We start from the raw sequence: 25,639 nt of genomic DNA on the forward strand, positions 1-25,639 counted from the left end.
AATTATGGCTGTTCAGCAGAACAAAAAATCCCGCTCTGCCCGTGACATGCGCCGTTCGCACGACGCTCTCGAGGCTAGCACTCTGTCTGTAGAAAAAACCACCGGTGAAGTTCACCTGCGTCACCACGTATCGCCAGAAGGCGTATACCGTGGCCGTAAAGTGATCGACAAGGGCGCTGACGAGTAATTTCTTGTCCGCTCCGGTCATCGCGATCGACGCAATGGGCGGGGACTTCGGTCCCCGCAGCATTGTTCAGGCCAGCATTGCCTGCCTGCTCGCTACACCCTCGCTTCATCTGACCCTCGTCGGTCAAGCCTCCCTTCTTGAAGAACTCATCGCACGCCATTCCGGTGTCGATCGGTCGCGCCTGCTCGTCGTCAACGCCACGGAAATCATCACCATGGATGACCGGCCTTCGCTTGCGCTGCGCGGCAAGCCGGACTCGTCGATGCGTGTCGCGTTGCGGCTGTTGGCAGACGGTAAGGCGCAGGCGTGTGTCAGTGCCGGAAATACCGGGGCGTTGATGGCGCTCTCGCGGTTCGTGCTCAAGACCCTGCCGGGCATCGATCGTCCGGCCATGGTCGCGGCGATTCCGACCCAGCGTGGCTACTGTCAGTTGCTGGACCTGGGTGCGAACGTGGATTGCAGTGCCGAGAACCTTTACCAGTTCGCCGTCATGGGGTCGGTCGCTGCCGAGGCGCTGGGTGTGGCGCGGCCAAAGGTCGCATTGCTCAATGTCGGCACCGAGGACATCAAGGGCAACCAGCAGGTCAAGTTGGCGGCCAGTCTGCTGCAGGCCGCGCCGGGGCTTAATTACGTCGGGTTTGTCGAAGGCGACGGTCTGTATCGCGGCGAGGCCGATGTGGTGGTGTGTGACGGGTTTGTGGGGAATATCCTGCTCAAATCCAGCGAAGGCCTGGCCACCATGATCGGTGAACGGATCGAGACGTTGTTTCGCCAGAACGTGCTGTCCCGGGCCGTAGGTGCGCTGGCGATGCCGCTGCTCAAACGCCTCAAGGCCGATCTGGCGCCTGCGCGTCACAACGGCGCAAGTTTTCTGGGGTTGCAGGGCATTGTGGTGAAGAGCCATGGCTCCGCAGGCGCTCAAGGTTTTCAGAGCGCGATTCAACGTGCCCTGATCGAAATACAGGAGAATCTGCCGGAGCGCCTGCATGGACGTCTGGAAGAGCTGCTGTAACGTGTCTTGAGCTAGAATGTGACCCTTGTGACTGCTTGGTCATCCAACGGTTCAGTCGCAACACTTTGAATTACCTTGCGTTCGGTCTGACCGGACGTTCTTTTCGACGACAATAATCAGGGGCTTGTTAATGTCTGCTTCCGTCGCATTCGTCTTTCCGGGTCAGGGCTCGCAGTCCCTCGGCATGCTTGCCGAGCTGGGCGCGCAGTACCCGTTGATCCAGGACACGTTTAAAGAAGCCTCCGACGCTTTGGGTTATGACCTTTGGGCGCTGACCCAGCAGGGTCCGGAAGAAAACCTCAATCAAACCGACAAAACCCAGCCGGCCATTCTGACCGCTTCGGTCGCCTTGTGGCGTCTGTGGCTGGCAGAAGGCGGTGTGCGTCCTGCGTTCGTCGCCGGCCACAGTCTGGGTGAATACAGTGCGCTGGTGGCGGCTGGCAGCCTGTCGCTGTCAGAGGCCGTCAAACTGGTCGAGCGTCGTGGTCAGCTGATGCAAGAAGCCGTTCCGGCCGGGCAGGGTGGCATGGCCGCCATTCTCGGTCTGGACGATGCCGACGTAATTGCCGCCTGTGCCGAAGCGGCTCAGGGCGAGGTCGTCAGCGCCGTGAATTTCAACTCGCCGGGCCAGGTCGTGATCGCCGGTGCCAAAGCGGCCGTCGAGCGTGCGATCGAGGCCTGCAAGGCCAAAGGCGCCAAGCGTGCGTTGCCGTTGCCGGTCAGCGTGCCGTCGCACTGCGAGCTGATGCGTCCTGCCGCCGAGCGTTTCGCCGAGTCCGTCGCTGCCCTCGACTGGCAGGCGCCGCAAATCCCTCTGGTGCAGAACGTCAGTGCCAGCGTGGTCTCGGACCTGGACACGCTGAAAACCGATTTGCTTCAACAGCTGTACAAGCCGGTTCGCTGGGTCGAGTCGATCCAGGCGCTGGCCGCCAACGGTGCACTGCAACTGGTGGAGTGCGGTCCAGGCAAAGTGCTGGCGGGTCTTAACAAGCGTTGCGCCGATGGCGTGAACACCCACAACCTCAATACCCCGGATGCCTTCGCCGCCACTCTCGCGGCGCTGGCCTGATAAGGAGAACCTGCATGAGTCAGGGTAAAGTTGCACTGGTCACCGGTGCGAGCCGTGGCATTGGTCGGGCGATCGCCCTGGAACTGGGGCGTAACGGCGCCATTGTGGTAGGTACTGCCACCACCGAGTCCGGCGCCGAAAAGATCACTGCTTACTTCAAGGAAAACAACGTCGAAGGCTTCGGTATCGCTCTCGATGTTGGCAGCGACGAGTCCGTCAGCGCTGTTCTGGCACAGATTCAGGAGCGCGTTGGCGCGCCGTTGATCCTGGTCAATAACGCCGGTATCACCCGTGACAACCTGATGATGCGCATGAAAGATGACGAGTGGCATGACGTCATCAACACCAACCTGACCAGCCTGTATCGCCTGACCAAGGGCGTTTTGCGTGGCATGACCAAGGCGCGTTGGGGCCGCATCATCAGCATTGGCTCCGTAGTGGGTGCCATGGGCAACGCAGGTCAAGTAAACTACGCCGCCGCGAAAGCGGGACTGGAAGGTTTCAGTCGCGCGCTGGCCCGTGAAGTCGGCTCGCGAGCAGTGACTGTCAACTCGGTGACCCCAGGGTTTATCGACACCGACATGACCCGCGAGCTGCCAGAGGCACAACGTGATTCCCTGACGAGCCAGATTCCTCTGGGTCGACTGGGGCAGGCAGAAGAGATCGCGCATGTGGTCGCTTTTCTTGCCTCGGAAGGTGCAGGCTACGTTACCGGGGCTACAATCCCCGTGAACGGCGGCATGTACATGTGACTCCCCGTATCGAAAAAATGTCATACGGGCTGTCTAAAATCCGTTATAAAGCTGAAATCTATTAAGGGGTTGAGGGTCGATGGGCGTAGCGGGAATTGCGTTGAGCTTGAAATACGCAAAACCTCTTCTATACACTTACCCATCGGCCAGCTGCCCGAATTTGTCCACTAGGAGTTAACACACGGTATGAGCACCATCGAAGAGCGCGTCAAGAAAATCGTTGCCGAACAACTTGGCGTCAAGGCTGAAGAAGTCACCAACACCGCTTCTTTCGTTGAAGACCTGGGTGCCGACTCCCTTGACACCGTTGAGCTGGTGATGGCTCTGGAAGAGGAATTCGAGACCGAAATCCCTGACGAAGAAGCCGAGAAGATCACCACTGTTCAAGCTGCTATCGATTACGTTACTGCCCACCAGGCGTAAGATTTTGTAATCGTTGCTCGCTGTCCTGGAAAAACCGCACTGCCTCAGGCGTGCGGTTTTTTCTTTAAACAGGGCAGCGTTTCGTCCATAGAAAAAAGGAGAGTCCTGTGTCGCGTAGACGCGTCGTGGTCACCGGTATGGGTATGCTGACGCCATTGGGCAACGATGTGCCCAGTACCTGGCAAGGCATTCTGGCTGGCCAGAGTGGCATTGGCCTTATCGAACACACGGACCTTTCGGCTTACACGACTCGCTTCGGCGGTTCGGTCAAAGGATTCAAGGTCGAAGATTATCTGTCGCCCAAAGAGGCTCGACGTCTCGATCTCTTCATTCAGTACGGCCTGGCTGCCAGCTTCCAGGCGGTGCGCAATGCCGGTATCGAAATCACTGACGCAAACCGTGAGCGCATTGGCGTCGCCATGGGTTCCGGGATCGGTGGTTTGACCAACATCGAAAATACCAGCCGTCTGCTGCACGAGCAGGGGCCGGGCAAGATCTCCCCGTTCTTCGTGCCGGGTTCGATCATCAACATGATTTCCGGCTTCCTGTCGATTCACTTGGGCGCACAGGGGCCGAACTACGCCATTGCCACCGCGTGTACCACGAGTACGCACTGCATCGGCATGGCCGCGCGCAACATCGCCTATGACGAGGCGGATGTGATGATTGCAGGTGGCGCCGAGATGGCCGCCTGTGGTCTGGGAATGGGCGGCTTCGGCGCCTCCCGTGCACTGTCGACCCGAAACGACGAGCCTACCCGCGCCAGTCGTCCCTGGGACAAAGGCCGCGATGGTTTCGTACTGTCCGACGGCGCGGGTGCACTGGTCCTTGAAGAACTGGAACATGCCAGAGCCCGTGGCGCCACGATCTACGCCGAGCTGATCGGTTTCGGCATGAGCGGCGACGCCTTCCACATGACGTCGCCGCCGGAAGATGGCGCGGGCGCGGCACGCTGCATCACCAATGCCTTGCGCGATGCGAAGGTCACGCCGGATCAGGTCCAGTACATCAACGCTCACGGTACATCGACGCCGGCGGGCGATCTGGCCGAGGTCAACGCGATCAAGTCGGTCTTTGGCGATCACGCCTACAAACTGGCGGTGAGCTCCACCAAGTCCATGACCGGTCACTTGCTGGGTGCGGCAGGGGCCATCGAAGCGATCTTCAGCGTATTGGCAATCAATGGCCAGGTGGCGCCACCGACCATCAACCTTGATGAGCCGGGCGAAGGTTGTGATCTGGACTTCGTGCCTCATGAACCTCGCAACATGCCGATCGACGTTGTCGTGTCCAACTCCTTCGGGTTTGGCGGCACGAACGGCTCACTGGTGTTCCGCCGGTACGCCGAATGACAGTGTGCTGGATCGATGGCGCGCCTGCCGACGCTCTGCCCGTAAAGGATCGAGGGTTGGCCTACGGCGATGGTCTGTTCGAGACCCTTCTGGTCAAGGCGGGCCAGCCATTGCTTTTCGAGCGTCACTTGCAGCGGCTCGCGCTGGGTGGACGACGCCTGGCGCTGAACCTCGATCTGGCGTTGATTGAGCGGGAATGCCGGGCATTCGCGGTGCAGTTGAGCGAAGGCGTGATGAAGTTGATCGTCACCCGTGGCGATGGCGTGCGCGGTTACGCGCCCGCCGTCGACGCCCAGCCGCGGCGGATCCTGCAAAGCAGCCCGCTGCCGCTCTACCCTCAGGAAAATGCCGAACAGGGTGTACGCCTTTTTCCCTGCAAGACCCGTCTCGCTGAACAACCGCTGTTGGCAGGCCTCAAACACCTCAATCGTCTCGAGCAAGTCATCGCCCGCAGTGAGTGGAGCGACGCGGAGCATGCCGAGGGCCTGATGCGCGACACCTCTGGCCGGGTCGTTGAAGGGGTCTACAGCAATCTGTTCATGGTCAAGGGCGGCGTGTTGCTGACGCCGGACCTGACGCGCTGCGGGGTCGCGGGCGTGATGCGGGGCGAGTTGCTGGCACTGGCCGAGCAGGCAAACATGCCGGCCCGCGCGCTTGACCTGCACGTGTCCGACCTGCAAAAGGCCGATGAGGTCTTCGTCTGTAACAGCGTCTATGGCATCTGGCCTGTTCGTGCATGCGAGCAACTGAACTGGCCGGTTGGACCGGTCACCCGTAAACTGCAAAACCTCGTTCGCGGGCTTCTGGATATCTGATTCGTGATCCGAAAATTATTTGTCTTGCTGGAAACCGGTGTGATTCTGGCGGGGCTGTTGCTGGGTCTTGCCTTTTGGCAGCAGAACACCGCGCTGCAACAACCCTTGAATTTGACTCAAGAGCAATTGCTCGATGTGCCCTCAGGCTCGTCACCGACGGGTGTGCTCAACCGTCTGGAAGCCGACGGCGTCATCAAGGATGCGTTCCTGTTGCGCCTTTACTGGCGTTTCAATCTGTCTGGGCAGGCGCTGCACAGCGGTGAATACCGGATGGCGCCGGGCATGACGGCCAAGTCGTTGCTGACGCTGTGGGAAAAGGGCGAGGTCGTGCAGTACAGCCTGACGCTGGTCGAGGGCTGGACGTTCCGTCAAGTTCGCGCGGCACTCGGGAAACAGCCCAAGCTCGAACAGACCCTCAGCGAGCTGAGCGACAGTGAGGTAATGGCCAAGCTAGGTCATCCCGACGTCTTCCCCGAAGGTCGCTTCTTTCCGGATACCTATCGCTACGTTCGCGGCACGACCGATGCTGAATTGCTCAAGCAGGCGTATAACCGGCTCGATACGGTGCTTCAGGAGGAATGGGAGAAACGAGCGGCGGATGTGCCTTATGTCGATCCGTATCAGGCGTTGATCATGGCGTCATTGGTTGAGAAAGAGACGGGCGTGCCGCAGGAGCGTGGGCAGATCGCCGGTGTTTTCGTAAGACGACTGCAGCAAGGCATGCTGTTGCAAACCGATCCAACGGTCATTTACGGGCTCGGCGAACGCTACAACGGCAAGATTACCCGCGCGTTTCTGAAGGAAGCCACGCCTTACAACACCTATGTCATCTCCGGTCTGCCGCCGACGCCCATCGCCATGGTCGGCCGCGAGGCCATTCATGCGGCCATGAACCCTGTGGCAGGCAGCAGTCTGTACTTTGTTGCACGAGGGGACGGCAGCCATGTGTTCTCCGACAATCTGGAGGCTCATAACGCGGCCGTGAAGGAGTTTCAGCTCAAGCGTCGGGCCGATTACCGCTCCAGCCCTGCGCCTGTTGTTCCTGCGCCGGGCGTCGATGCTGCGCCGACGGTCGAGCAGCCTGCGACCGACACGGCGCCCGCGCCTGAGTCGACAGATCCTCAGCCCCAGCCGGCTGAGCAGAAGACGCCGGAGCCCGGGGCGACCGAACAACCTGATGCGCCGACCGACTCAAGTGACAAGGTCGAGAAGAAGGGCGAGCAGAGCCCGCAATGAATCTGATTAAGGACTGCCTGTGACCGGTTTGTTTATTACGCTGGAAGGTCCCGAAGGTGCGGGCAAGAGCACCAACCGTGAGTACCTGGCCGAGTGCCTGCGCAGCCACGGTGTCGATGTGGTGCTGACTCGCGAGCCGGGCGGCACGCCGTTGGCTGAGCGCATTCGTGAATTGCTCCTGGCGCCCAGTGACGAAACGATGGATGCCGACACCGAGCTGCTGCTGGTGTTCGCGGCCCGTGCGCAGCATCTGGCGGGCGTGATTCGCCCGGCGCTGGCCCGGGGTGCGGTGGTACTTTGCGATCGTTTTACGGACGCGACGTATGCCTATCAAGGCGGCGGCCGTGGCCTGTCGGTCGAGCGCATCGCTGCGCTGGAGAACTTCGTTCAAGGCGATCTGCGCCCCGACCTGACGCTGGTGTTTGATCTGCCGGTGGAAATCGGCTTGTCGCGCGCGGCGGCGCGGGGTCGTCTGGATCGCTTTGAGCAGGAAGGCCGCGCTTTCTTCGAGGCCGTGCGCACGACCTACCTGAATCGTGCCGCCGCCGCGCCTGAACGCTATCGTCGAGTGGATGCCGCGCTGCCGCTGGATCAGGTTCAGGCGTCGCTCGATACGCTGATGCCTGATCTGCTAAACCTGTTGGCAGCACGCCGAAATGGCTGAGGCCTACCCTTGGCAGCACGCGCTCTGGCAGCAACTGGCAGGCCGTAGCCAGCATGCCCATGCCTATTTGCTGCATGGCCCGGCGGGCATCGGCAAGCGGGCGCTCGCCGAGCGGTTGATGTACCTGTTGTTGTGCCAGCAACCTCAGGGGCTGGAAGCCTGTGGTCACTGCAAGTCCTGTTCGTTGCTGGCGGCGGGCAGTCACCCCGACAATTACGTGCTGGAACCGGAAGAAGCGGACAAGGCGATCAAGGTCGATCAGGTGCGTGACCTTGTCAGTTTCGTGGTTCAGACCGCGCAGATGGGCGGGCGCAAAGTGGTGCTCATCGAGCCGGTGGAGTCGATGAATATCAACGCCGCCAACGCTTTGCTGAAAAGCCTGGAAGAGCCGTCTGGGGACACCGTGTTGCTGTTGGTCAGTCATCAGCCCAGTCGTCTGTTGCCGACCATCAAGAGCCGTTGTGTGCAGCAGGCCTGTCCGCTGCCGAGCGAGGCGATGAGTGTGGCGTGGCTGGCGCAGGCCTTGCCCGAATGCACTGAAGAGGAGCGCGTCGAACTGCTGACCCTGGCCGCCGGTTCTCCGCTGGCTGCCGTCAGCCTTCAGGCGCAAGGTGTGCGGGAGCAACGCGCCCAGGTGGTGGACGGGGTGAAGAAGCTGCTGAAAGGCCAGCAAACACCCACTCAGCTTGCCGAAGGCTGGAAGGACATCCCGCTGTTGCTGCTGTTCGACTGGTTCTGCGACTGGTCGAATCTGGTGCTGCGTTACCAGCTTACCGAGGACGAAAGCGGCCTCGGGCTGGCGGATATGCGCAAAGTGCTGCAGTACCTTGCTCAAAAATCACGTCAGTCCAGTGTGTTGGCCATGCAGGACTGGGTGCTGTTGCAGCGTCAGAAGGTGCTGTCGAAAGCGAACCTGAATCGTGTTTTGTTGCTTGAAGCCTTGTTGGTGCAGTGGGCATCCTTGACCGGACAGGGTTAGACTGGCCATCTGCATGACATCAGTATTGCCCGAGGAAGTTGAGATGAGCGTGCCACTGAGCCCAGGTCCCCGTAACGGCATCCTGTCCCTGACCATCAAAGACAAGTCTGTCCTGTACGCAGCCTATATGCCCTTCATCAAGAACGGCGGACTGTTCATCCCGACCAGCAAGAGCTACAAGCTGGGCGATGAAGTGTTCATGCTGCTCAACCTGATGGACGAGCCGGAAAAAATCCCGGTTGCGGGCAAAGTGACCTGGATCACGCCCAAAGGCGCTCAGGGCAATCGCGCGGCGGGCGTCGGCGTGCAGTTCAACGACGGCGACAATACCGCGCGCAACATGATCGAAAATTACCTGGCCGGGGCACTCAAGTCCGACCGTCCTACCCACACGATGTAAGTGGCTGCGATTCCCATGCTTGTAGATTCCCATTGCCACCTGGATCGTCTCGATCTCACCGAACACGCCGGCTCACTTGATAACGCCCTAGAGGCAGCGCGCGGCCGTGGTGTCGGTCATTTCCTGTGCATCGGCGTCAGCGCCGACAATGCCGGGGCGGTCAAGGCGCTGGCAGAGCGTTACGACGACGTCGATTGCTCGGTTGGTATTCACCCGCTGGACCTCAAGCCGGGCGAGGCGCCCGCGATGGAGTGGCTGCTCAACGAGTTGAATCACCCTCGCGTGGTCGCCATCGGCGAGACCGGTCTGGATTATCACTACGAGCCGGAAGCGGCGGAGTTGCAGCAGGCGTCGTTCCGGTTGCATTTACAGGCGGCCAACGTGACGGGCAAACCGGTGATCGTGCATACCCGAGGCGCGCGCGAGGACACGCTGACCCTGCTGCGTGAAGCCGCCTTGCCCCAGGCAGGCGTGCTGCACTGCTTCACGGAGGACTGGGACATGGCCAAGGCCGCGCTGGACCTGGGGTTTTACATCTCGCTCTCCGGCATCGTCACGTTCCGCAATGCCGACGCCCTGCGCGATGTGGCGAGCAAAGTGCCTGCCGACCGCCTCCTGGTCGAGACCGACTCGCCTTATCTCGCGCCGATTCCCTACCGTGGCAAGCCCAATCTGCCGCAGTACGTTCGCGAAGTGGCGGAGTTTCTGGCGATGCTGCGAGGCGAGAGCTACGAGCGATTTGCCGAGCAGACCAGCGATAATTTCATGCGCCTGTTTCCGCTGGCTCGGGTCAAGCACGCCGCTTGAGGCGCCCGCTTCTGAAAGACCAGGGCTTGAGAGACCCGGCGTTGAAGCGTTAAATCGCAGGCAAAAAAAACCCGGGTTCTGGGGGGTGAATCCGGGTTAAGACCATTAGGAGTAAAACAAAGACACGCTATCCATTGGTGCCTTTACCGATGCCGGCACTTGGGGGAGATGCCGCATCAGCGAATTTAAGTATTGGTCATATTCCACAGGCGTCCAGCGCCGTGCTGTACGTTTTTTAAACAGTTTTGGAATATCAGACCGCTGCTGATGCCTCAATGCATGGCAACGCGCCGCACTATCGCCAATGTCTCTTCGATTACCCGTGATTGTGTATAGAAGTGCGGCGAAAAGCGTATGCCAGGCCCTCTGGGCAGGCACACCACCTGATTTTGCATGAGTTGCTGCCACACGGTGGTTGCCTGTAAGCCATCGATGCTGAAGGTCAGGATGCCGGAACGGCGCTCGGCTTCGCGGGATGAATGCAGTTGCACGCCGCTGATCGCGCTCAGGCCTTCTTCGAGCCATTTCACCCGTTCAAGGACGGCGTTTCCCACTCGTTCCATCCCGACATCTTCGAGCAGTGAAAGGCTCGCGTCCAGCGCCATGGCGCCGAGTGTGTTCGGGCTGCCGCATTCGAACCGCTGAGCAGTGGCGGCGGGCTGCCATTCGTGACGTCCATAGTTACCGGAGTCTTCGAGCATGTGCCAGCCGAACGCGTGCAGCTTCAAGTGGGGCCTCAACGCGGCGCGACAATAGAAAACGCCCAGTCCTTCCGGGCTGCACATCCATTTGTGCCCGTCCGCCATCGCGAAATCGCACTGGCTGGCCTGAACATCGAACGGCAGGGCGCCGATGTGTTGAATCGCATCGATGCAGAACAGCACGCCGAGCTGCTTCAAACCGTGGCCCAGGCGTTCGACATTGAGGCGCGTGCCCGTTGCGAACTGAACCGAGCTGATGGACAGCAGGCGTGTGCGCGGTCCGCACGCCGCCAGCAATGCCCCTTCCGGGTCGTCGCCTTTCAAGCTGACTTGAACCACGTCGACACCCTGCGGCTTGAGGGCTTCCCAGACGACACGGTTGGACGGGAATTCCTCATCGCTGATCACTACGTTGTCGCCCGCTTTCCAGTCGAGGCCAAAAGCGACAAAAGACAGGGCTTCCGAGGTATTTTTGACCAGTGCAATGTCATCGGTCGACGGTGCGTTCAGCAGTCGGGCCAATCGTTCGCGAAGGCGTTGCTCGACCTTCATCCAGTCCGGATAGTCGCGCGCGCCCAGCAAAACGTTCTCTTCAGCGAATTTACCGACGGCGGCAGCGGTGCGTTTCGGCCATGGCCCGACGGCTGCGTGGTTTAAATATCGCAAGTCGGGGGCTTGGGCGAATTCGTCATGAAACGTAGACATGGTCGGATGATCCGTGCAATTTGCTGCAAGTTAGGCATAATGTGCGGCTTCGATTTTGAACCCACAGCCTCTTCCTATGCAGAAAGAACCTCGTAAGGTCCGTGAGTTTCGGCGACGTGAGCAAGAAATTCTCGATACCGCGCTCAAGCTGTTTCTCGAACAGGGTGAAGACAGTGTCACCGTCGAGATGATTGCCGATGCCGTGGGTATTGGCAAAGGCACCATTTATAAGCACTTCAAGTCGAAGGCGGAGATCTATCTGCGTCTTATGCTCGACTACGAGCGTGATTTGAACGAGTTGCTTCACTCTGCCGACGTCGACAAGGACAAGGAAGCGCTCTCGCGCGCCTACTTTGAATTCCGCATGCGTGACCCGCAGCGTTATCGTCTGTTCGACCGTCTGGAAGAGAAGGTGGTCAAGGGTAATCAGGTCCCGGAGATGGTCGAGCAGTTGCACAAGATCCGCGCCTCGAACTTCGAACACCTGACCCTGCTCATCAAAGGCCGGATCTCCGAAGGCAAGCTGGAAGACGTGCCGCCTTACTTCCACTATTGCGCCGCCTGGGCGCTGGTGCATGGCGCGGTTGCGTTGTACCACTCGCCGTTCTGGAGCAATGTGCTGGAAGATCAGGAAGGCTTCTTCCAGTTCCTGATGGACATCGGTGTGCGCATGGGCAACAAGCGCAAGCGTGATCCTGAGTCAGGGCATGACCTCAAGCCGGAAATCTCCGGGACTTGAACCTCGTTTCGCGATAATTCGTTTCCTGGGCAGGCACGCGGGTGCTCTGCTCTGGAGCTGCCTCGTGTTTGCCCGGAATGCCGCTTGCTAAAAGTTGATTTATGAGTCAGTTTTTTGCGCGCTGTGCCATTCCCGGAGTTTCCCATGATCGTTGATCGCCAAGGCCGACGTTTCCGCAACCTGCGGATCAGTCTGACGTCTGCGTGCAATTACGCCTGTACCTACTGCGTGCCCGACGGCAAGCGGCTGGTTGCTGCGCAGAATGAACTGTCGGCGGACGCCATGGCGCGCGGCGTGGAGTACTTGATTGAAGCGGCCGGCATCGAACGCTTGCGCATCACGGGCGGTGAGCCGTTGGTAAGCCCACGTCTAGAGGGATTCATGCGTCAGATTGGCCGTATGGGCCTTTCCGACATCAGCCTGACCACCAACGGCCAACTGCTCGCGCGCAAGCTGCCGATTTTGCTGGACGCCGGCATTCGTCGGATCAATGTCTCGCTCGACACGCTTGATCCGGGCGCATTTCGCGCGATCGCTCGGGGCGGCGATTTGAACACCGTGCTGGACGGCATGGAGCAGGCGAGGGCGGCGGGCATTCGGATCAAGGTCAATATGGTGCCGTTGCGGGGTCAGAACCTGGATCAGGTCATGCCGCTGCTCGAGTACTGCCTGGCGCGTGGCTACGAATTACGCTTCATCGAGCTGATGCGCATGGGGCATCTGGCAGGCGATCAGAACGCCTTTCTTCAGCAATTCGTCAGCCTTGCGCAACTGCTGTCGCTGATCGGCGAGCGCTACGCGTATTCGCAGGCCGATGCGCCGGTCGATGCGACAGCGGTACGTTATCGCATTCCTGATCAAGGCCATTTCGGCGTCATCGCCAACGAAAGCGTGCCGTTTTGTCGCACGTGCTCACGTCTGCGTCTTTCGTCGACGGGATGGCTGCACGGGTGCCTGTCGTCCAGCCATCGGCATTACGTCGGCGATCTGTTCGACAAGCCACGGCACGAGGCGTTGCCGGCGTTGCAGCGCTTGCTGATCAAGGCACTGGGCGACAAGCAGGCGGTTGCGTTTTCCGGTGGCGCGACCGTCATGAAGATCATTGGCGGTTGAGTCCTGCCCTTCGCGAATCGAACGGTTTGCGAGAGACCGACAGGGTCGAAGGACATCTCTTCTGACTGCAAGCATTTTCGCGAAGGAATTCGCGTCCAAAGAGCCTGGTGCCTCTGGTTTGTCCAGAGCTGGCGCAAAAGCTGCATCACCCGGCCATTCGCCGGTTTTCCGTCGCCGGACTTTGGAGGAAGTAATGCGTAGCCTGGTTTTACTGCTGACGTTGTTGGCATTGAGTGGCTGCATGCACGTCAGCGATCTGGCACAAGGCGCCCACGACGAGCTCAGCGATGCGGGTCTGCTGGACCATAGCTCGACGCGCCGAATCAATAACTTCCGCCTGCAGCCGGACTCGTTCATTTATATCGCTCAAGGCGCTTTCGCTCCGCCGGGTGGCGCGTATCCGCGTCCTAACGTGGTGGCCGAAGAAGCCTTCAACGGTTTCATCGAGTACTTCCCGATGGTTCGCCGCGCGCGCGCACCGGAAGGTCTGGATGATGCGATGAACGAGGCCCGTGCGGCCGGCGCGCATTATCTGCTCTATACCCGCTTCGCCAAGGCGGACGACCGCATCGGCAATTTTGACGAGTGGTCGGACCAGGAGGCTATCGATCGTCTGGGGATCGACAGCGGCGTGATTCAACTGATGCTGATTGAAACCAACACCCGCTATCTGATCGATTCGGCGCGCATTCACAGCCGTGGTGGCTTGTTGACGCTGCACGATACCAAGCCTGAGGATTTGCTAGGTCCACCGATGGAGGATTACGCTCGCAGTTTGTTGGGCGTCGAAGCCCGCTGAGGAATAGCGTATGAGTGATCCGGGCAAAGCCAACGACCTGCTGGCGCAGATCCCCAAGAGCGGCAAAGGTTTGCCGCCGGTGCACCTGTGGAATCCGGATTTCTGTGGCGATATCGACATGCGGATCGCCCGTGACGGCACCTGGTTTTATCTGGGGACGCCGATCGGGCGCAAACCCATGGTCCGGCTCTTTTCCACCATCATCCGCCGCGACGGCGATGACTATTTCCTGATCACGCCGGTCGAGAAGGTCGGCATCACGGTCGATGACGCGCCTTTCGTGGCCGTATTGCTGGAGGTGCAGGGAGAGGGCGAATCACAGGTGCTGCGTTTCACCACCAATGTCGAAGACGCGGTGGAGGCGGGCGCCGAGCATCCTTTGCGCGTCTCGATCGACCCGGCCACCCAGGAACCTGCACCCTACCTTCATGTGCGCGCCAACCTGGAGGCCTTGATTCACCGTAATGTCTTCTATCAACTGGTTGATCTCTCGGTCACCCGCGAGATCGACGGGGAGCGCTGGATGGGCGTCTGGAGCCAGGGCGAGTTCTTCCGTATCGGTCTGGAACCCTGACGGATCGAAGCGTGTTGCTGTGTGTTTTGCCAGGTCAATTGCCTGGCACCTCTCTCGCGGTTAAAGTGCCGCCCCCCGATTTTTCTGAGGTTTTTGCATGAGCCAGTCCATTGATATCGCCGTGATCGGCGCCACCGGTACTGTCGGCGAAACCATCGTCCAGATTCTTGAAGAGCGCGATTTCCCGGTGGGTGATCTGCACCTGCTGGCCAGTGCGGAATCGGCGGGCAGCTCGGTCGCGTATCGCGGCAAGAACGTCCGCGTGCGTGAGGTCGACGCGTTTGATTTCAACAAGGTGAAGATCGCCTTCTTCGCCGCAGGCCCGGCCGTGACCCGCAGTTACGCCGCACGCGCGACCGCGGCGGGTTGTGCCGTGATCGATCTGTCTGGCGGTCTGCCGGTCGAGCAGGCGCCTAACGTGGTCCCCGAGGTCAACGCTCCGTTGCTCGCCCGCCTGACAAAACCCTATCAGGTCGCCTGCCCGAGCCCTGCAGCGGCAGCGTTGTCCGTCGTGCTGGCGCCGTTGCATGCGCTCATCGATGTCCAGCGGATCAGCGTGACCGCCTGCATGGCGGTGTCTAGCCTGGGCCGCGAAGGCGTCACCGAACTCGCGCGGCAAACCGCTGAATTGCTGAATGTTCGACCGCTGGAACCCAAGGTGTTTGACCGGCAGATGGCGTTCAACGTGTTGGCTCAAGTCGGTACGCCAGACGCGCAGGGTCATGTTCCCCTTGAAAAACGTTTGGTTGCCGAGTTGCGAGAGTTGCTCTCGCTGCCTTTAATCAAGGTCGGTGTGACCTGCATTCAAGTACCTGTGTTTTTCGGCGATAGCCTGAGCGTGTCGGTGCTGACGTCGGCGCCCGTGGATGTTGCAGCGGTCGCTGCGGCGCTCGATGCCGCACAGGGGATCGATCTGGTCGACGCAGGGGATTATCCGACGCCGGTCGGCGATGCGGTTGGCCAGGATGCTGTCTACGTAGGACGCTTGCGTGGCGGGATCGACGATGCCTGTGAGCTCAATTTCTGGGTGACGTCGGACAATGTGCGCAAAGGTGCGGCGCTGAACGCTGTGCAGGTGGCTGAATTGTTGATAAAAGACGTTGTGTAAAAGATACTTGCCAACAATTCAAAGAATCATTCTAGCTGCGGCGTGTCGAAACGCCCTACGCCCTAGCAGGCTTTATCTTCTCGGTTGCCGGGGAAATTTTAAACAAGGGATGGGCTATGGTTCAGGTTCGTAAACTGGTTTTAGCAATCGCTGCGGCTTCGGCGCTGACGTCCGGGATGGCCCAGGCGCTCGGGCTCGGCGGTTTGACCGTCAAGTCGACCCTGAATCAGCCGCTGCTGGCCGAAATCGAACTCACGCAAGTTCAGGACCTCAATGCGGCGCAGGTCGTGCCGAGTCTGGCCACTTCTGCCGAGTTCGCGCAAGCGGGCGTCGGCCGGATGGCGATCCTCGATGACTTGACCTTTACCCCGGTGGTCAATCCCGGTGGCAAGAGCGTGCTGCGGATCACGTCGACCAAGCCCATCCGCGATCCCTATGTGAAATTCCTCGTGCAGGTGCTCTGGCCTAATGGCCGTGTGCTGCGCGAATACAGCCTGTTGCTTGATCCACCGAAGTTTTCGCCACAGGCGGCCGCTGCCGCCGCGCAATTGCCGTCCACTGCACCGAGCGCTGCGCCCGCGCAGGCTCCGGCCGCACAAACCCCAGCGCCTACGCCTGCCCAGCCACCGGCTGCGCCGGCCTCGCCGAAATACACCGAATACACCACGGCCAACAACGACACGTTGTGGGAGATCGCCGAACGTGTGCGTAACGGCGGTACCGTGCAGCAAACCATGCTGGCGATTCAGGCGCTCAATCCGGATGCGTTTATCGCAGGCAACATCAACCGGCTGAAGAAAGGCCAGGTATTGCGCCTGCCTTCGTCGCAGGAAGTCACCGCGACGCCGCAGCCGCGCGCCGTGGCTGAGGTCGCCGAGCAGAATCGTGCATGGCGTGAGGGGCGTCGCATGCCGACCGGCGCGCGTCAGGTCGATGCGACCCGCCGTGATCGTACCGACGCGACGCCTGCCCAGATCGACGCCAAGGACAACCTCAGTCTGGTCGCGGCCAACACCAAGCCAGGTGCGAAGGGCGCTGCCGGTGATGCCGCCGAGCTAAACAACAAGCTCGCGGTGACCCAGGAAAGCCTGGACAGCACCCGTCGCGACAATGCCGAGCTAAAGAGCCGCATGAGCGACTTGCAAAGTCAGGTCGACAAGCTGAATCGCCTGATCCAGTTGAAGAACGATCAGTTGGCCAAGATGCAGGCCGCTGGCGCAGCGGTTCCACCGCCTGCTGCCGACGCGAACAACACCGTCAGCCCGAACAGCGTGACCAATCCGAACAACGCCGCCAACCCGGCGATGCCAGCCGAAATCGTTCCGCCGTCAGCCGCGCCGGACGCGGCCGGCAAGCCACCGAATGAAATCGCGCCGGAAGACGCGCTGCCGGTCGAGGGCGCCAAGGTGACGGGTGCGACGCCGGATCAGCCGCTGGCCGTTGCGCCGCCTGACGCGTCGAATAACGCTGACAACCAGAGCGCCCTCGACAAGATTCTGGCCAGCCCGATGCTCATGGGACTGATCGGTGGCGGTGCGTTGTTGGTGCTGCTGTTGCTTCTGTTGCTGTTGGCCCGTCGTCGCAATGCATTGATCGAGGCTGAGAAACATCGACAAATGGCCCGCGCCCTGTCGGAAGAGTCCGACTTTGCCTCCGACATGGACATGCCTGAAAGCAGTTTCGAGGGTCTGGAGGTGCCTGCGCCGAATGTAAAGATGGCACCGCTGGCGGCCGTGATCGTCGAGCCGACCCGCGAACGTCCCGCTGATGTCCTCGTGCAGGCCGAAATCCACATCGCTTATGGCCGCACCAATCAGGCTGCCGCGTTGCTGGAAGAAGCCATCAAGGAAGAGCCTCTGCGCAGCGATCTGCGCCTCAAGCTCATGGAAATCTACGCCCAGCAGGACAACCAGGCAGGTTTCGTCGCTCAGGAGCGGCAGTTGGTTGCCACGGGAAAGAACCACGCTGAAGTCGAGCAGCTCAAAACCCGTTATCCCGCCATGGCATCTGCGGCTGCAGCGGCGGCGGGTGTTGCGGCAGCGGCGGCTTTGGCGGCGGAAATGGATGCAAAATACGTTGAGGATCTGCTGAGCGATAAAGATGAGCCTGCGCCGGCAGTAGAACCTGAGCCTGCGCCGGAGCCTGTCGTGCAAGCGCCCGATGACTTCGACACCGCGTTCGATTTGAGCCTGGACGACCTCGAGGCCACGTCGCCTGCTGAGGTTAAGGACCACTCCGCGCACGTGGCGGATGATGGCCTCGACGATCTGGATCTGGACGCGCCGTTCGGCGGTTCGACCCCGGATGACCTGGATTTCGATTCGATCCTGCGCGAACAGACCGAAGCCAAGAATACCGAGCCGACCGACCTGGCGGACTTCGACCTGAACCTGGCCGAAGATCAACCGGGGCTAAAGGCTGAGGACGATTATCTGTTGGGCATGGACGATGAGTTGCGCGATCTGCCAGCCTTCGACGAGACGGCGGACCTGGGTGCCAGCAAACCTGCCTCGGAAGATGACCTTGAGTTGCCGGCCGATTTCGATCTGTCGCTGGCCGACGAGATGGAGACCGAGCAGGCTTCGCAAGCCTTTGCCTCCGAGATCGATGACGTGAACGCCGAGCTTGATCGCCTCTCGCAGAGTCTGGAGCAGCCTGCCATCGCCAAGCCGTTCGACAGCCCGCCGGCCTTCACGGAAGACGACGCGTTGCTGGCCGATGACGAGCCTGAGTTCGATTTCCTTTCGGGCACCGATGAAGCGGCAACCAAGCTGGACCTGGCCCGTGCCTACATCGAAATGGGCGACGCCGACGGCGCTCGTGACATTCTCGATGAGGTCGTGGCGGAAGGGGATGACGGGCAGAAAACCGAAGCCCGGGATATGTTGTCGCGACTCGCCTGATCCGGATGTGCTTTGTGTGAAAAACGACCGCCTCGGCGGTCGTTTTTATTTGGAATGCGGAAATCTGTGGGAGTTGGCCTGGTCACTCCCGCAAGGCAGCTGTAATCCTGTGGCTTCGTGCTGTGTCTGAGGTGGAGGGGTGTCGGGCGGTGCTGGAGGCGGGTGACCACTGCCAATGGCGTCTTTTCCCGGCATCCGTATAATGGCCGCCCTTGCGCATCTCGACAGGCTTCAAGCTCTTGGCAACTACAGACACAGAGGCAGAAACAGCGGCAGCCGAAATGGCGGCCGAGGGTTTTTCCAGAATCGCACTGGGCGTGGAATACAAAGGATCGCGTTACAGCGGCTGGCAGCGGCAGTCCACCGGCGTGCTGACGGTTCAGGAAACGTTGGAAAACGCCCTGTCCAGAGTGGCCGATTCGCCCGTTTCGCTGATGTGCGCCGGTCGTACCGATGCGGGTGTGCATGCCTGCGGGCAAGTCGTGCATTTCGATACCAGGGCCGTGCGCACGATGAAAGCGTGGACCATGGGCGCCAACATCAACCTGCCTCACGACATCAGCGTGACCTGGGCGAAAGAAATGCCTGCGCATTTTCATGCCCGCTTCAAGGCGATTGCCCGCCGCTATCGATACGTCATCTACAACGACCAGATCCGCCCGGCGCACCTGGGCCAGGAAATCACCTGGAATCACCGTCCGCTGGACGTCGAGCGTATGGCGCTGGCGGCCGAGTATCTGGTGGGGATTCACGACTTCAGTGCGTTTCGTGCCGGGCAATGCCAGGCCAAGTCACCGATCAAGCAGCTTCATCACCTGCGCGTCACCCGCCACGGCAAGATGATTGTCATCGATATTCGCGCCAACGCCTTCCTTCACCACATGGTGCGCAACATCGCCGGTGTGCTGATGACCATCGGGGCAGGGGAGCGGCCGATCGAGTGGGCCAGTGAAGTGCTCGAGAGCCGCGTGCGGCGTACCGGCGGTGTGACCGCGCATCCATTTGGTCTGTATCTGGTCCAGGTCGAATACCGGGACGAGTTTCCGTTGCCGGAGCGTTATGTCGGTCCGCACTTTCTCACCGGGTTCACCGAACTGGAAGGCTGACGCCCGGTACAGCATTTGCTACCATCCGGGACTTTCGCAAGGCTTGAGGTCTTCACTACATGTCTGCCGTTCGCAGCAAGATCTGCGGGATTACCCGCATAGAAGATGCGTTGGCCGCTGTCGAAGCGGGAGCCGACGCCATCGGCTTCGTGTTCTATCCCAAGAGCCCGCGCGCCGTCACCGTTGAGCAGGCGCACGCGATCATTGCCCAATTACCGCCGTTCGTGAGCACCGTCGGGCTGTTCGTCAATGCTGAGCGGGAAGCCCTGAACGCCTTGCTCAATGAAGTGCCACTGGACCTTATCCAGTTTCACGGAGACGAAACCCCGGAGCAGTGCGAAGGCTACCAGCGCCCTTACATCAAGGCGCTGCGTGTGCAGGCCGGTGATGACATCGCCGCCAGCTGCGTCCTGTATGAGAAGGCGAGCGGTATCCTGCTGGATACCTACGTCGCAGGCGTACCCGGCGGTACGGGCGAAACGTTCGATTGGGCATTGATTCCAAAACATCTGAGCAAGCCGATCATTTTGGCCGGTGGCCTGACGTCGGCTAATGTCTCTCAAGCCATCGCGCAGGTCCGTCCGTACGCGGTGGACGTCAGCGGTGGCGTGGAAAAGACCAGAGGCATCAAGGATCACGACAAGATCCGCGCCTTCATGAGCGCGGTCCACGGCACATGACGTTTTTTCCGATGGCGTGGCCCGTTGATGTGACGACAGACCAGCGGTCGCCGTCCACTAGCCTGCGACCACGGTTTGTGGGCAACCAATATTGAACAGGCGAAGACGCTCAGGCGTTTCGCGGTAAGAAGTTGAGCGCAGTCATCGGCATATGTGTCGTTACAGCAGGTCAGGCCAAGGCGCCGATCGTTGTGCGACGGTTTGCCAGGCTGCAGACGAAATTTGATTAGGCATGCGCGTGGCATTGATCGCCATCGCGTTTCGGCCACCGGTACTGGAGAAAGAAAGCATGAGCAACTGGTTGGTAGACAAACTGATCCCTTCGATCATGCGTTCCGAGGTCAAGAAAAGCTCGGTACCTGAAGGCCTTTGGCACAAATGCCCGTCCTGTGAAGCGGTGCTGTATCGGCCAGAGCTGGAAAAGACCCTGGACGTTTGCCCAAAGTGCAACCACCACATGCGTATCGACGCCCGCGCGCGTCTGAACATTTTCCTCGACACCGAAGGTCGTCAGGAGATTGGTGCGGATCTTGAGCCGGTCGATCGCCTGAAATTCCGTGACAGCAAGAAATACAAGGACCGTCTGGTCGCTGCCCAGAAGCAAACCGGTGAAAAAGACGCACTGATTTCCATGAGTGGCACGCTGTTGGGCATGCCGGTGGTGTGCAGTGCCTTTGAATTCTCGTTCATGGGCGGTTCGATGGGTGCGATCGTGGGCGAGCGTTTCGTTCAGGCCGCCAATTACGCGCTGGAAAATCGTTGCCCGATGATCTGCTTCGCCGCGTCCGGTGGCGCGCGCATGCAGGAAGCACTGATTTCCCTGATGCAGATGGCCAAGACCTCGGCGGTCCTGGCGCGCCTGCGTGAAGAAGGCATTCCGTTCATTTCCGTGCTCACCGACCCGGTCTACGGCGGTGTGTCGGCGAGTCTGGCGATGCTGGGTGACGTGATTGTCGCCGAGCCAAAAGCCCTGATCGGTTTTGCCGGCCCTCGCGTGATCGAGCAAACGGTGCGTGAAAAACTGCCGGAAGGCTTCCAGCGCAGTGAGTTCCTGCTGGATCACGGCGCGATCGACATGATCGTTCACCGCCAGGAGCTGCGTCAGCGCCTGGGCAATCTGCTCGCTCAGATGATGGGCCTTCCGACCCCTAAATTCGTCGCCCCGAAACTCGAGCCGATCGTTGTTCCGCCGGCTCCGGCGAACATATGACCGCACGCTCTCTGAGCGACTGGCTCAGCTACCTGGAGCAGCTGCATCCGTCTGCCATTGACATGGGGCTGGACCGTTCGCAACAGGTAGCGCTGAACATCGGTCTGAGCCGCCCCGCGCCTCGCGTCATTACGGTCACCGGCACCAACGGCAAAGGCTCGACCTGTGCCTTTGTCGCCTCGTTGTTGCAAGCGCAGGGCTTGAAGGTCGGCGTCTACAGCTCGCCACACTTGGTTCGTTACAACGAGCGGGTGCAGGTGCAGGGCGTTGAAGCCACCGATGAGCAGTTGTGCGAGGCCTTCGAGGTGATCGAGAGGGCGCGCGGCGACATTTCCCTGACTTACTTTGAAATGGGCACGCTGGCGGCGTTCTGGCTGTTCGAGCAGGCGGCGCTGGACGCTGTTGTGCTGGAAGTCGGTCTGGGCGGGCGGCTGGATGCGGTCAACCTGATAGACGCCGACATGGCGCTGGTGACCAGTATCGGTGTCGATCATGCCGAGTGGCTGGGCAACACCCGCGAGTCGGTGGCGTTCGAAAAAGCCGGTATTTTCCGTGAAGGGCGTCCCGCGCTGTGTGGCGATCTTGATCCGCCTCAGCCGTTGCTGGATCGCGCGCAGGCCTTGAATTGCCCGCTGTCCTTGCGCGGCACTGATTTCGATCTGTCCGTCGAGTCGGCGTCCTGGAACTGGTTTGGCACCGATGCCAAGGGGCAACGCGTCGAGTTGCGCGACCTGCCGCTGCTCGACTTGCCGATGCAGAATGCCGCGCTGGCGTTGCAGGCCTATCTGTTGATGGGGCTGCCGTGGAATGAGGCGTCCATTCGTGCTGCCTTGCTGGATACGCGTGTCACCGGCCGACTGGATCGGCGTACGTTCGAGTGGCAGGGTAAGCAGTTGCACCTGTTACTGGATGTTGGGCACAACCCGCATGCGGCGGTCTTCCTGGCTCAGCGCCTGGATCAGCGGCCTGTCGCGGGCAAGCGTCTTGCGGTGTTCGGCCTGCTCGGCGACAAGGATCTGGACGGCGTGCTGAGCGCGCTGACGCATTGCTTCAGCCGTTGGGCGGTGGCGCCGCTGCCGACTGCGCGCAGTCGCTCGGAGCAGGAAATTGCTCAGGCATTACAGAACCTTGGCGCGACCGTGACGTCCTACCCCAGTGTCGCGCAGGCGCTTGAGGCGCAGTGTGCACACGCGACAGCGGACGACGAAATTGTCCTGTTCGGGTCTTTTTATTGCGTAGCCGAGGCCCTGGAATGGCTTGCTGGCGCGTCACGGAGGAAGTGACACATGGCTTTGCTGGATAAGGCGTACAAACAACGCATGGTGGGTGCGCTGGTACTGATTGCCATCGCGGTGATTTTCCTGCCGATGCTGTTTTCGCGTCAGGATGAAGCGCGCCATGTGCAGGTGGACGCGCCCGCGGCCCCGCAAGCGCCCGCCGTTTCTCAGCTTAAAGTCGAGCCGGTGTCGGTTCCCGAGCAGCAACCGCTGCCACAAGAGCCCGTACCGACCGATGAAGAGCTGGCGCATCCCAGCCAGCCGACGGTCAACCAGCAACCTCCGTCCATGCCTATCGCGCCGGCGCCGTCCAAGCCTGTTGCGTCTGCGCCTGCCGCGAAGGCCACACCTGCGCCGGCTCCGGCAAAACCGGCACCGGCCCCTGCTGCGCCAGCGCCAGCGCCTGCGCCGGCAGCGCCTGCCGCTGACACGAATCGGGTCGATGCCAACGGCCTGTCGGTCACCTGGGCCGTTCAGGTCGCCAGCCTGTCCAACCGGGCCAATGCCGATAATCTGCAGAAAACCCTGCGCACTCAGGGCTACAACGCCTATATCCGCACGTCTGACGGCGTGAACCGGGTGTTTGTCGGTCCGCTGATCGAGCGCGCCGAGGCGGATCGCTTGCGTGACCAACTCGACAAGCAGCAGAAGCTCAAGGGTATCGTCGTACGCTTCGTGCCTGAGCGTAAATAGTCTCGAGTCGGCAGCACGTCTCTGTTCGCGAGCAAGCGCGTTCCTGCATAGGGAATCAGGGGCTTGCTCGGCGAGCAGGCGCGATTCGAGGCTGTGGCGCCTGCCAAAGTCCAATAGTTCGCGTTAATTGGCGACCATCCGTAATCCCTGCTTACCGCCGGGCGAGCGCTCTGCTAAAATGCGCCGCCTTATCCGTCTGCAGGCTTCAACGTGGCATTTACTCCGGTTGACTGGGCGATCCTTGCGATTGTCGCCATCTCCGCATTGATCAGCCTCAAGCGTGGCTTCGTCAAAGAAGCGCTGTCTTTGCTGACCTGGATCATTGCCGGTGCGGTTGCCTGGATGTTTGGCGGGTCGCTTTCGCAGTATCTGGTCAACTACATCGAAACACCTTCAGCCCGTGTGATTGCCGGCTGCACTATTCTTTTCGTCGCCACCTTGCTGGTCGGCGCCATGGTCAACTTTCTGATCGGGGAACTGATTCGCGTCACCGGCCTTTCCGGGACCGATCGTTTTCTGGGTATGGTCTTCGGCGCGGCGCGCGGAGGCCTGCTGGTCGTCATCGCGGCCGGGCTGTTGAGCCTGGGCCCGGTACAACAGGATCAATGGTGGCAGCAGTCCAGGCTGCTCCCACAATTTGTCACGGTCGCTGACTGGTCGAAAAACCTGATTCTCGGGATGTCCAGCAAGTGGCTAGCCAGCGGAGTCAGCGTACCTGTTGATATCCCGTTCAAGGATCACCTCCTGCCGCCTACAACGCCGCAGGAAGTGCTCGGTAAATCCAGTTCCACTAAGTAGGGGTTGTGTCGCATGTGTGGCATCGTCGGTATCGTCGGCAAGTCGAACGTCAATCAGGCGCTGTATGACGCGCTCACCGTCCTCCAGCACCGCGGCCAGGACGCTGCCGGTATCGTGACCAGCCATGACGGCCGGTTGTTCCTGCGCAAGGACAACGGTCTGGTTCGTGATGTGTTCCACCAACGCCATATGCAGCGTCTGGTCGGCCACATGGGCATTGGTCACGTACGTTATCCAACCGCGGGCAGCTCGACTTCGGCCGAAGCCCAGCCGTTCTACGTCAACTCGCCGTACGGCATCACGCTGGCGCACAACGGCAACCTGACCAACGTCGAGCAACTGGCCAAGGAGATCTTTGAATCTGACCTGCGCCATGTAAACACGAACTCCGATTCGGAAGTGTTGCTCAACGTCTTCGCTCACGAGCTGGCCGTGCGCGGCAAGCTGCAGCCGACCGAAGAAGACATCTTCGCGGCCGTGACCGACGTGCACAACCGTTGCCGTGGTGGCTACGCCGTTGTGGCGATGATCACCGGTTATGGCATCGTCGGTTTCCGTGACCCGGACGCCATCCGCCCGATTGTGTTCGGCCAGCGTCATACCGACGAAGGCGTCGAGTACATGATCGCTTCCGAAAGCGTTGCGCTCGACGTGCTGGGCTTCACGCTCATCCGTGACCTGGCGCCGGGCGAAGCGGTTTACATCACCGAAGACGGCAAGCTGCACACCCGTCAGTGCGCAAAGAGCCCGAAATACGCTCCGTGCATCTTCGAACACGTGTACCTGGCGCGCCCGGACTCGATCATCGACGGCATCTCGGTCTACAAAGCGCGTCTGCGCATGGGCGAGAAGCTGGCTGACAAGATCCTGCGCGAGCGTCCCGATCACGACATCGACGTGGTCATCCCGATTCCGGACACCAGCCGCACGGCCGCCCTTGAGCTGGCCAACCACCTGGGCGTCAAGTTCCGCGAGGGCTTCGTCAAGAACCGTTACATCGGCCGGACCTTCATCATGCCGGGTCAGGCAGCACGCAAGAAGTCCGTACGCCAGAAGCTCAACGCCATCGAACTTGAGTTCCGTGGCAAGAACGTGATGCTGGTGGACGACTCCATCGTGCGCGGCACCACGTGCAAGCAGATCATTCAGATGGCCCGCGAAGCCGGCGCCAAGAACGTGTACTTCTGCTCTGCGGCCCCCGCTGTACGCTTCCCTAACGTCTACGGCATCGACATGCCGAGTGCTCACGAGCTGATCGCTCACAACCGTTCGACTCAGGACGTGGCCGACCTCATCGGTGCCGACTGGTTGATCTATCAGGACCTCAGTGACCTGATCGAAGCGGTGAGCGGCAGCAAGAAGATCAAGATCGATAACTTCGATTGCTCGGTCTTCGACGGCAAGTACGTGACCGGTGACATCGACGAGCACTACCTGAACAAGATCGAGCAGGCGCGTAACGACGCCTCCAAGGTCAAGACTCAGGCCGTCAGCGCGATCATCGATCTGTACAACAACTAATTCAGACAAGGAGTAG

Annotated in this window: 25 protein-coding genes and 1 pseudogene; 25 read left to right on the forward strand and 1 reads right to left on the reverse strand. The window is 60.5% G+C overall.

Features of this window, described 5'->3' with window-relative positions; all coding sequences use genetic code 11:
• The first annotated feature begins 4 nt into the window (after positions 1-4).
• From rpmF to AB4N84_RS19085, 12 genes are all read left to right on the forward strand, one after another.
• Positions 5-187, forward strand: a complete 183-nt coding sequence (gene rpmF / locus AB4N84_RS19030) for a 50S ribosomal protein L32 (RefSeq protein ID WP_003179396.1) — start codon at positions 5-7, stop codon at positions 185-187.
• 4 nt (positions 188-191) lie between these two features.
• Complete coding sequence (plsX, locus tag AB4N84_RS19035; RefSeq protein ID WP_460042638.1) at positions 192-1,199, forward strand: phosphate acyltransferase PlsX; 1,008 nt, start codon at positions 192-194, stop codon at positions 1,197-1,199.
• 130 nt (positions 1,200-1,329) lie between these two features.
• Positions 1,330-2,268, forward strand: coding sequence for an ACP S-malonyltransferase (gene fabD, locus AB4N84_RS19040; protein ID WP_460042640.1), 939 nt, complete (start codon positions 1,330-1,332; stop codon positions 2,266-2,268).
• Positions 2,269-2,282: 14 nt separating this feature from the next.
• Positions 2,283-3,020 carry a 3-oxoacyl-ACP reductase FabG gene (gene fabG, locus AB4N84_RS19045; protein WP_074757756.1) on the forward strand — a complete coding sequence of 246 codons (738 nt, stop codon included), beginning with the start codon at positions 2,283-2,285 and terminating at the stop codon, positions 3,018-3,020.
• 186 nt (positions 3,021-3,206) lie between these two features.
• Entirely contained in the window at positions 3,207-3,443 is a 237-nt protein-coding gene (acpP, locus tag AB4N84_RS19050; protein WP_081567453.1) for an acyl carrier protein, read from the forward strand.
• Between the two features lie 107 nt (positions 3,444-3,550).
• On the forward strand, positions 3,551-4,795 hold the full coding sequence (gene fabF, locus AB4N84_RS19055) for a beta-ketoacyl-ACP synthase II (RefSeq protein ID WP_074757760.1): 1,245 nt from the start codon (positions 3,551-3,553) through the stop codon (positions 4,793-4,795).
• The gene (gene pabC, locus AB4N84_RS19060) at positions 4,792-5,610 is read left to right on the forward strand and encodes an aminodeoxychorismate lyase (protein ID WP_460042641.1); all 819 of its coding nucleotides are present in this window, start codon (positions 4,792-4,794) and stop codon (positions 5,608-5,610) included. Before fabF ends, pabC begins: the two co-directional genes overlap by 4 nt.
• A gap of 3 nt (positions 5,611-5,613) precedes the next feature.
• Positions 5,614-6,846, forward strand: coding sequence for an endolytic transglycosylase MltG (gene mltG / locus AB4N84_RS19065; RefSeq protein WP_460042643.1), 1,233 nt, complete (start codon positions 5,614-5,616; stop codon positions 6,844-6,846).
• A 19-nt stretch (positions 6,847-6,865) separates the two neighbouring features.
• Positions 6,866-7,510: a dTMP kinase gene (tmk, locus tag AB4N84_RS19070; RefSeq protein ID WP_460042645.1), complete on the forward strand. Its 645-nt coding sequence runs from the start codon at positions 6,866-6,868 to the stop codon at positions 7,508-7,510.
• The gene (locus tag AB4N84_RS19075; protein ID WP_460042646.1) at positions 7,503-8,489 is read left to right on the forward strand and encodes a DNA polymerase III subunit delta'; all 987 of its coding nucleotides are present in this window, start codon (positions 7,503-7,505) and stop codon (positions 8,487-8,489) included. The genes tmk and AB4N84_RS19075 overlap by 8 nt, the downstream gene beginning before the upstream one ends.
• A 43-nt stretch (positions 8,490-8,532) precedes the next feature.
• Positions 8,533-8,889 carry a PilZ domain-containing protein gene (locus AB4N84_RS19080; RefSeq protein WP_037011754.1) on the forward strand — a complete coding sequence of 119 codons (357 nt, stop codon included), beginning with the start codon at positions 8,533-8,535 and terminating at the stop codon, positions 8,887-8,889.
• A gap of 15 nt (positions 8,890-8,904) precedes the next feature.
• Positions 8,905-9,696, forward strand: coding sequence for a TatD family hydrolase (locus tag AB4N84_RS19085; protein ID WP_460042647.1), 792 nt, complete (start codon positions 8,905-8,907; stop codon positions 9,694-9,696).
• Positions 9,697-9,968: 272 nt separating this feature from the next.
• On the opposite strand, the gene AB4N84_RS19090 is transcribed toward AB4N84_RS19085, so the two are convergent.
• Positions 9,969-11,102: an aminotransferase class V-fold PLP-dependent enzyme gene (locus tag AB4N84_RS19090; RefSeq protein WP_460042648.1), complete on the reverse strand. Its 1,134-nt coding sequence runs from the start codon at positions 11,100-11,102 to the stop codon at positions 9,969-9,971.
• Positions 11,103-11,178: 76 nt separating this feature from the next.
• Between AB4N84_RS19090 and AB4N84_RS19095 the strand changes: the two genes are divergently transcribed.
• From AB4N84_RS19095 to purF, 13 genes and pseudogenes are all read left to right on the forward strand, one after another.
• The gene (locus AB4N84_RS19095) at positions 11,179-11,841 is read left to right on the forward strand and encodes a TetR/AcrR family transcriptional regulator (protein ID WP_460042649.1); all 663 of its coding nucleotides are present in this window, start codon (positions 11,179-11,181) and stop codon (positions 11,839-11,841) included.
• 144 nt (positions 11,842-11,985) lie between these two features.
• On the forward strand, positions 11,986-12,954 hold the full coding sequence (locus AB4N84_RS19100; protein WP_460042650.1) for a GTP 3',8-cyclase MoaA: 969 nt from the start codon (positions 11,986-11,988) through the stop codon (positions 12,952-12,954).
• A gap of 193 nt (positions 12,955-13,147) precedes the next feature.
• A complete protein-coding gene (locus tag AB4N84_RS19105) occupies positions 13,148-13,753 on the forward strand; it encodes a DUF4823 domain-containing protein (protein WP_460042651.1) in 606 nt (201 codons plus the stop codon).
• 10 nt (positions 13,754-13,763) lie between these two features.
• On the forward strand, positions 13,764-14,327 hold the full coding sequence (locus AB4N84_RS19110) for a DUF1285 domain-containing protein (RefSeq protein WP_460042652.1): 564 nt from the start codon (positions 13,764-13,766) through the stop codon (positions 14,325-14,327).
• 97 nt (positions 14,328-14,424) lie between these two features.
• On the forward strand, positions 14,425-15,435 hold the full coding sequence (locus AB4N84_RS19115; RefSeq protein WP_460042653.1) for an aspartate-semialdehyde dehydrogenase: 1,011 nt from the start codon (positions 14,425-14,427) through the stop codon (positions 15,433-15,435).
• A 116-nt stretch (positions 15,436-15,551) separates the two neighbouring features.
• Positions 15,552-18,338 carry a FimV/HubP family polar landmark protein gene (locus AB4N84_RS19120; RefSeq protein WP_460042655.1) on the forward strand — a complete coding sequence of 929 codons (2,787 nt, stop codon included), beginning with the start codon at positions 15,552-15,554 and terminating at the stop codon, positions 18,336-18,338.
• Between the two features lie 281 nt (positions 18,339-18,619).
• Positions 18,620-19,444: a tRNA pseudouridine(38-40) synthase TruA gene (gene truA, locus AB4N84_RS19125; RefSeq protein ID WP_460047064.1), complete on the forward strand. Its 825-nt coding sequence runs from the start codon at positions 18,620-18,622 to the stop codon at positions 19,442-19,444.
• Between the two features lie 59 nt (positions 19,445-19,503).
• Complete coding sequence (locus tag AB4N84_RS19130; protein WP_074758916.1) at positions 19,504-20,124, forward strand: phosphoribosylanthranilate isomerase; 621 nt, start codon at positions 19,504-19,506, stop codon at positions 20,122-20,124.
• 289 nt (positions 20,125-20,413) lie between these two features.
• Complete coding sequence (gene accD / locus AB4N84_RS19135; protein ID WP_460042657.1) at positions 20,414-21,334, forward strand: acetyl-CoA carboxylase, carboxyltransferase subunit beta; 921 nt, start codon at positions 20,414-20,416, stop codon at positions 21,332-21,334.
• Positions 21,331-22,637 (forward strand): annotated as a pseudogene (folC, locus tag AB4N84_RS19140) (bifunctional tetrahydrofolate synthase/dihydrofolate synthase). The gene accD and the pseudogene folC overlap by 4 nt, the downstream one beginning before the upstream one ends.
• Positions 22,621-23,304, forward strand: coding sequence for an SPOR domain-containing protein (locus AB4N84_RS19145; protein WP_460042658.1), 684 nt, complete (start codon positions 22,621-22,623; stop codon positions 23,302-23,304). Before folC ends, AB4N84_RS19145 begins: the two are co-directional and overlap by 17 nt.
• Before the next feature lie 210 nt (positions 23,305-23,514).
• Positions 23,515-24,102, forward strand: a complete 588-nt coding sequence (locus AB4N84_RS19150) for a CvpA family protein (RefSeq protein ID WP_074758920.1) — start codon at positions 23,515-23,517, stop codon at positions 24,100-24,102.
• A 12-nt stretch (positions 24,103-24,114) separates the two neighbouring features.
• On the forward strand, positions 24,115-25,623 hold the full coding sequence (gene purF, locus AB4N84_RS19155; protein ID WP_074758922.1) for an amidophosphoribosyltransferase: 1,509 nt from the start codon (positions 24,115-24,117) through the stop codon (positions 25,621-25,623).
• The last annotated feature ends 16 nt before the right edge of the window (positions 25,624-25,639 follow it).

This window comes from Pseudomonas sp. S2_H01, from assembly GCF_054668305.1.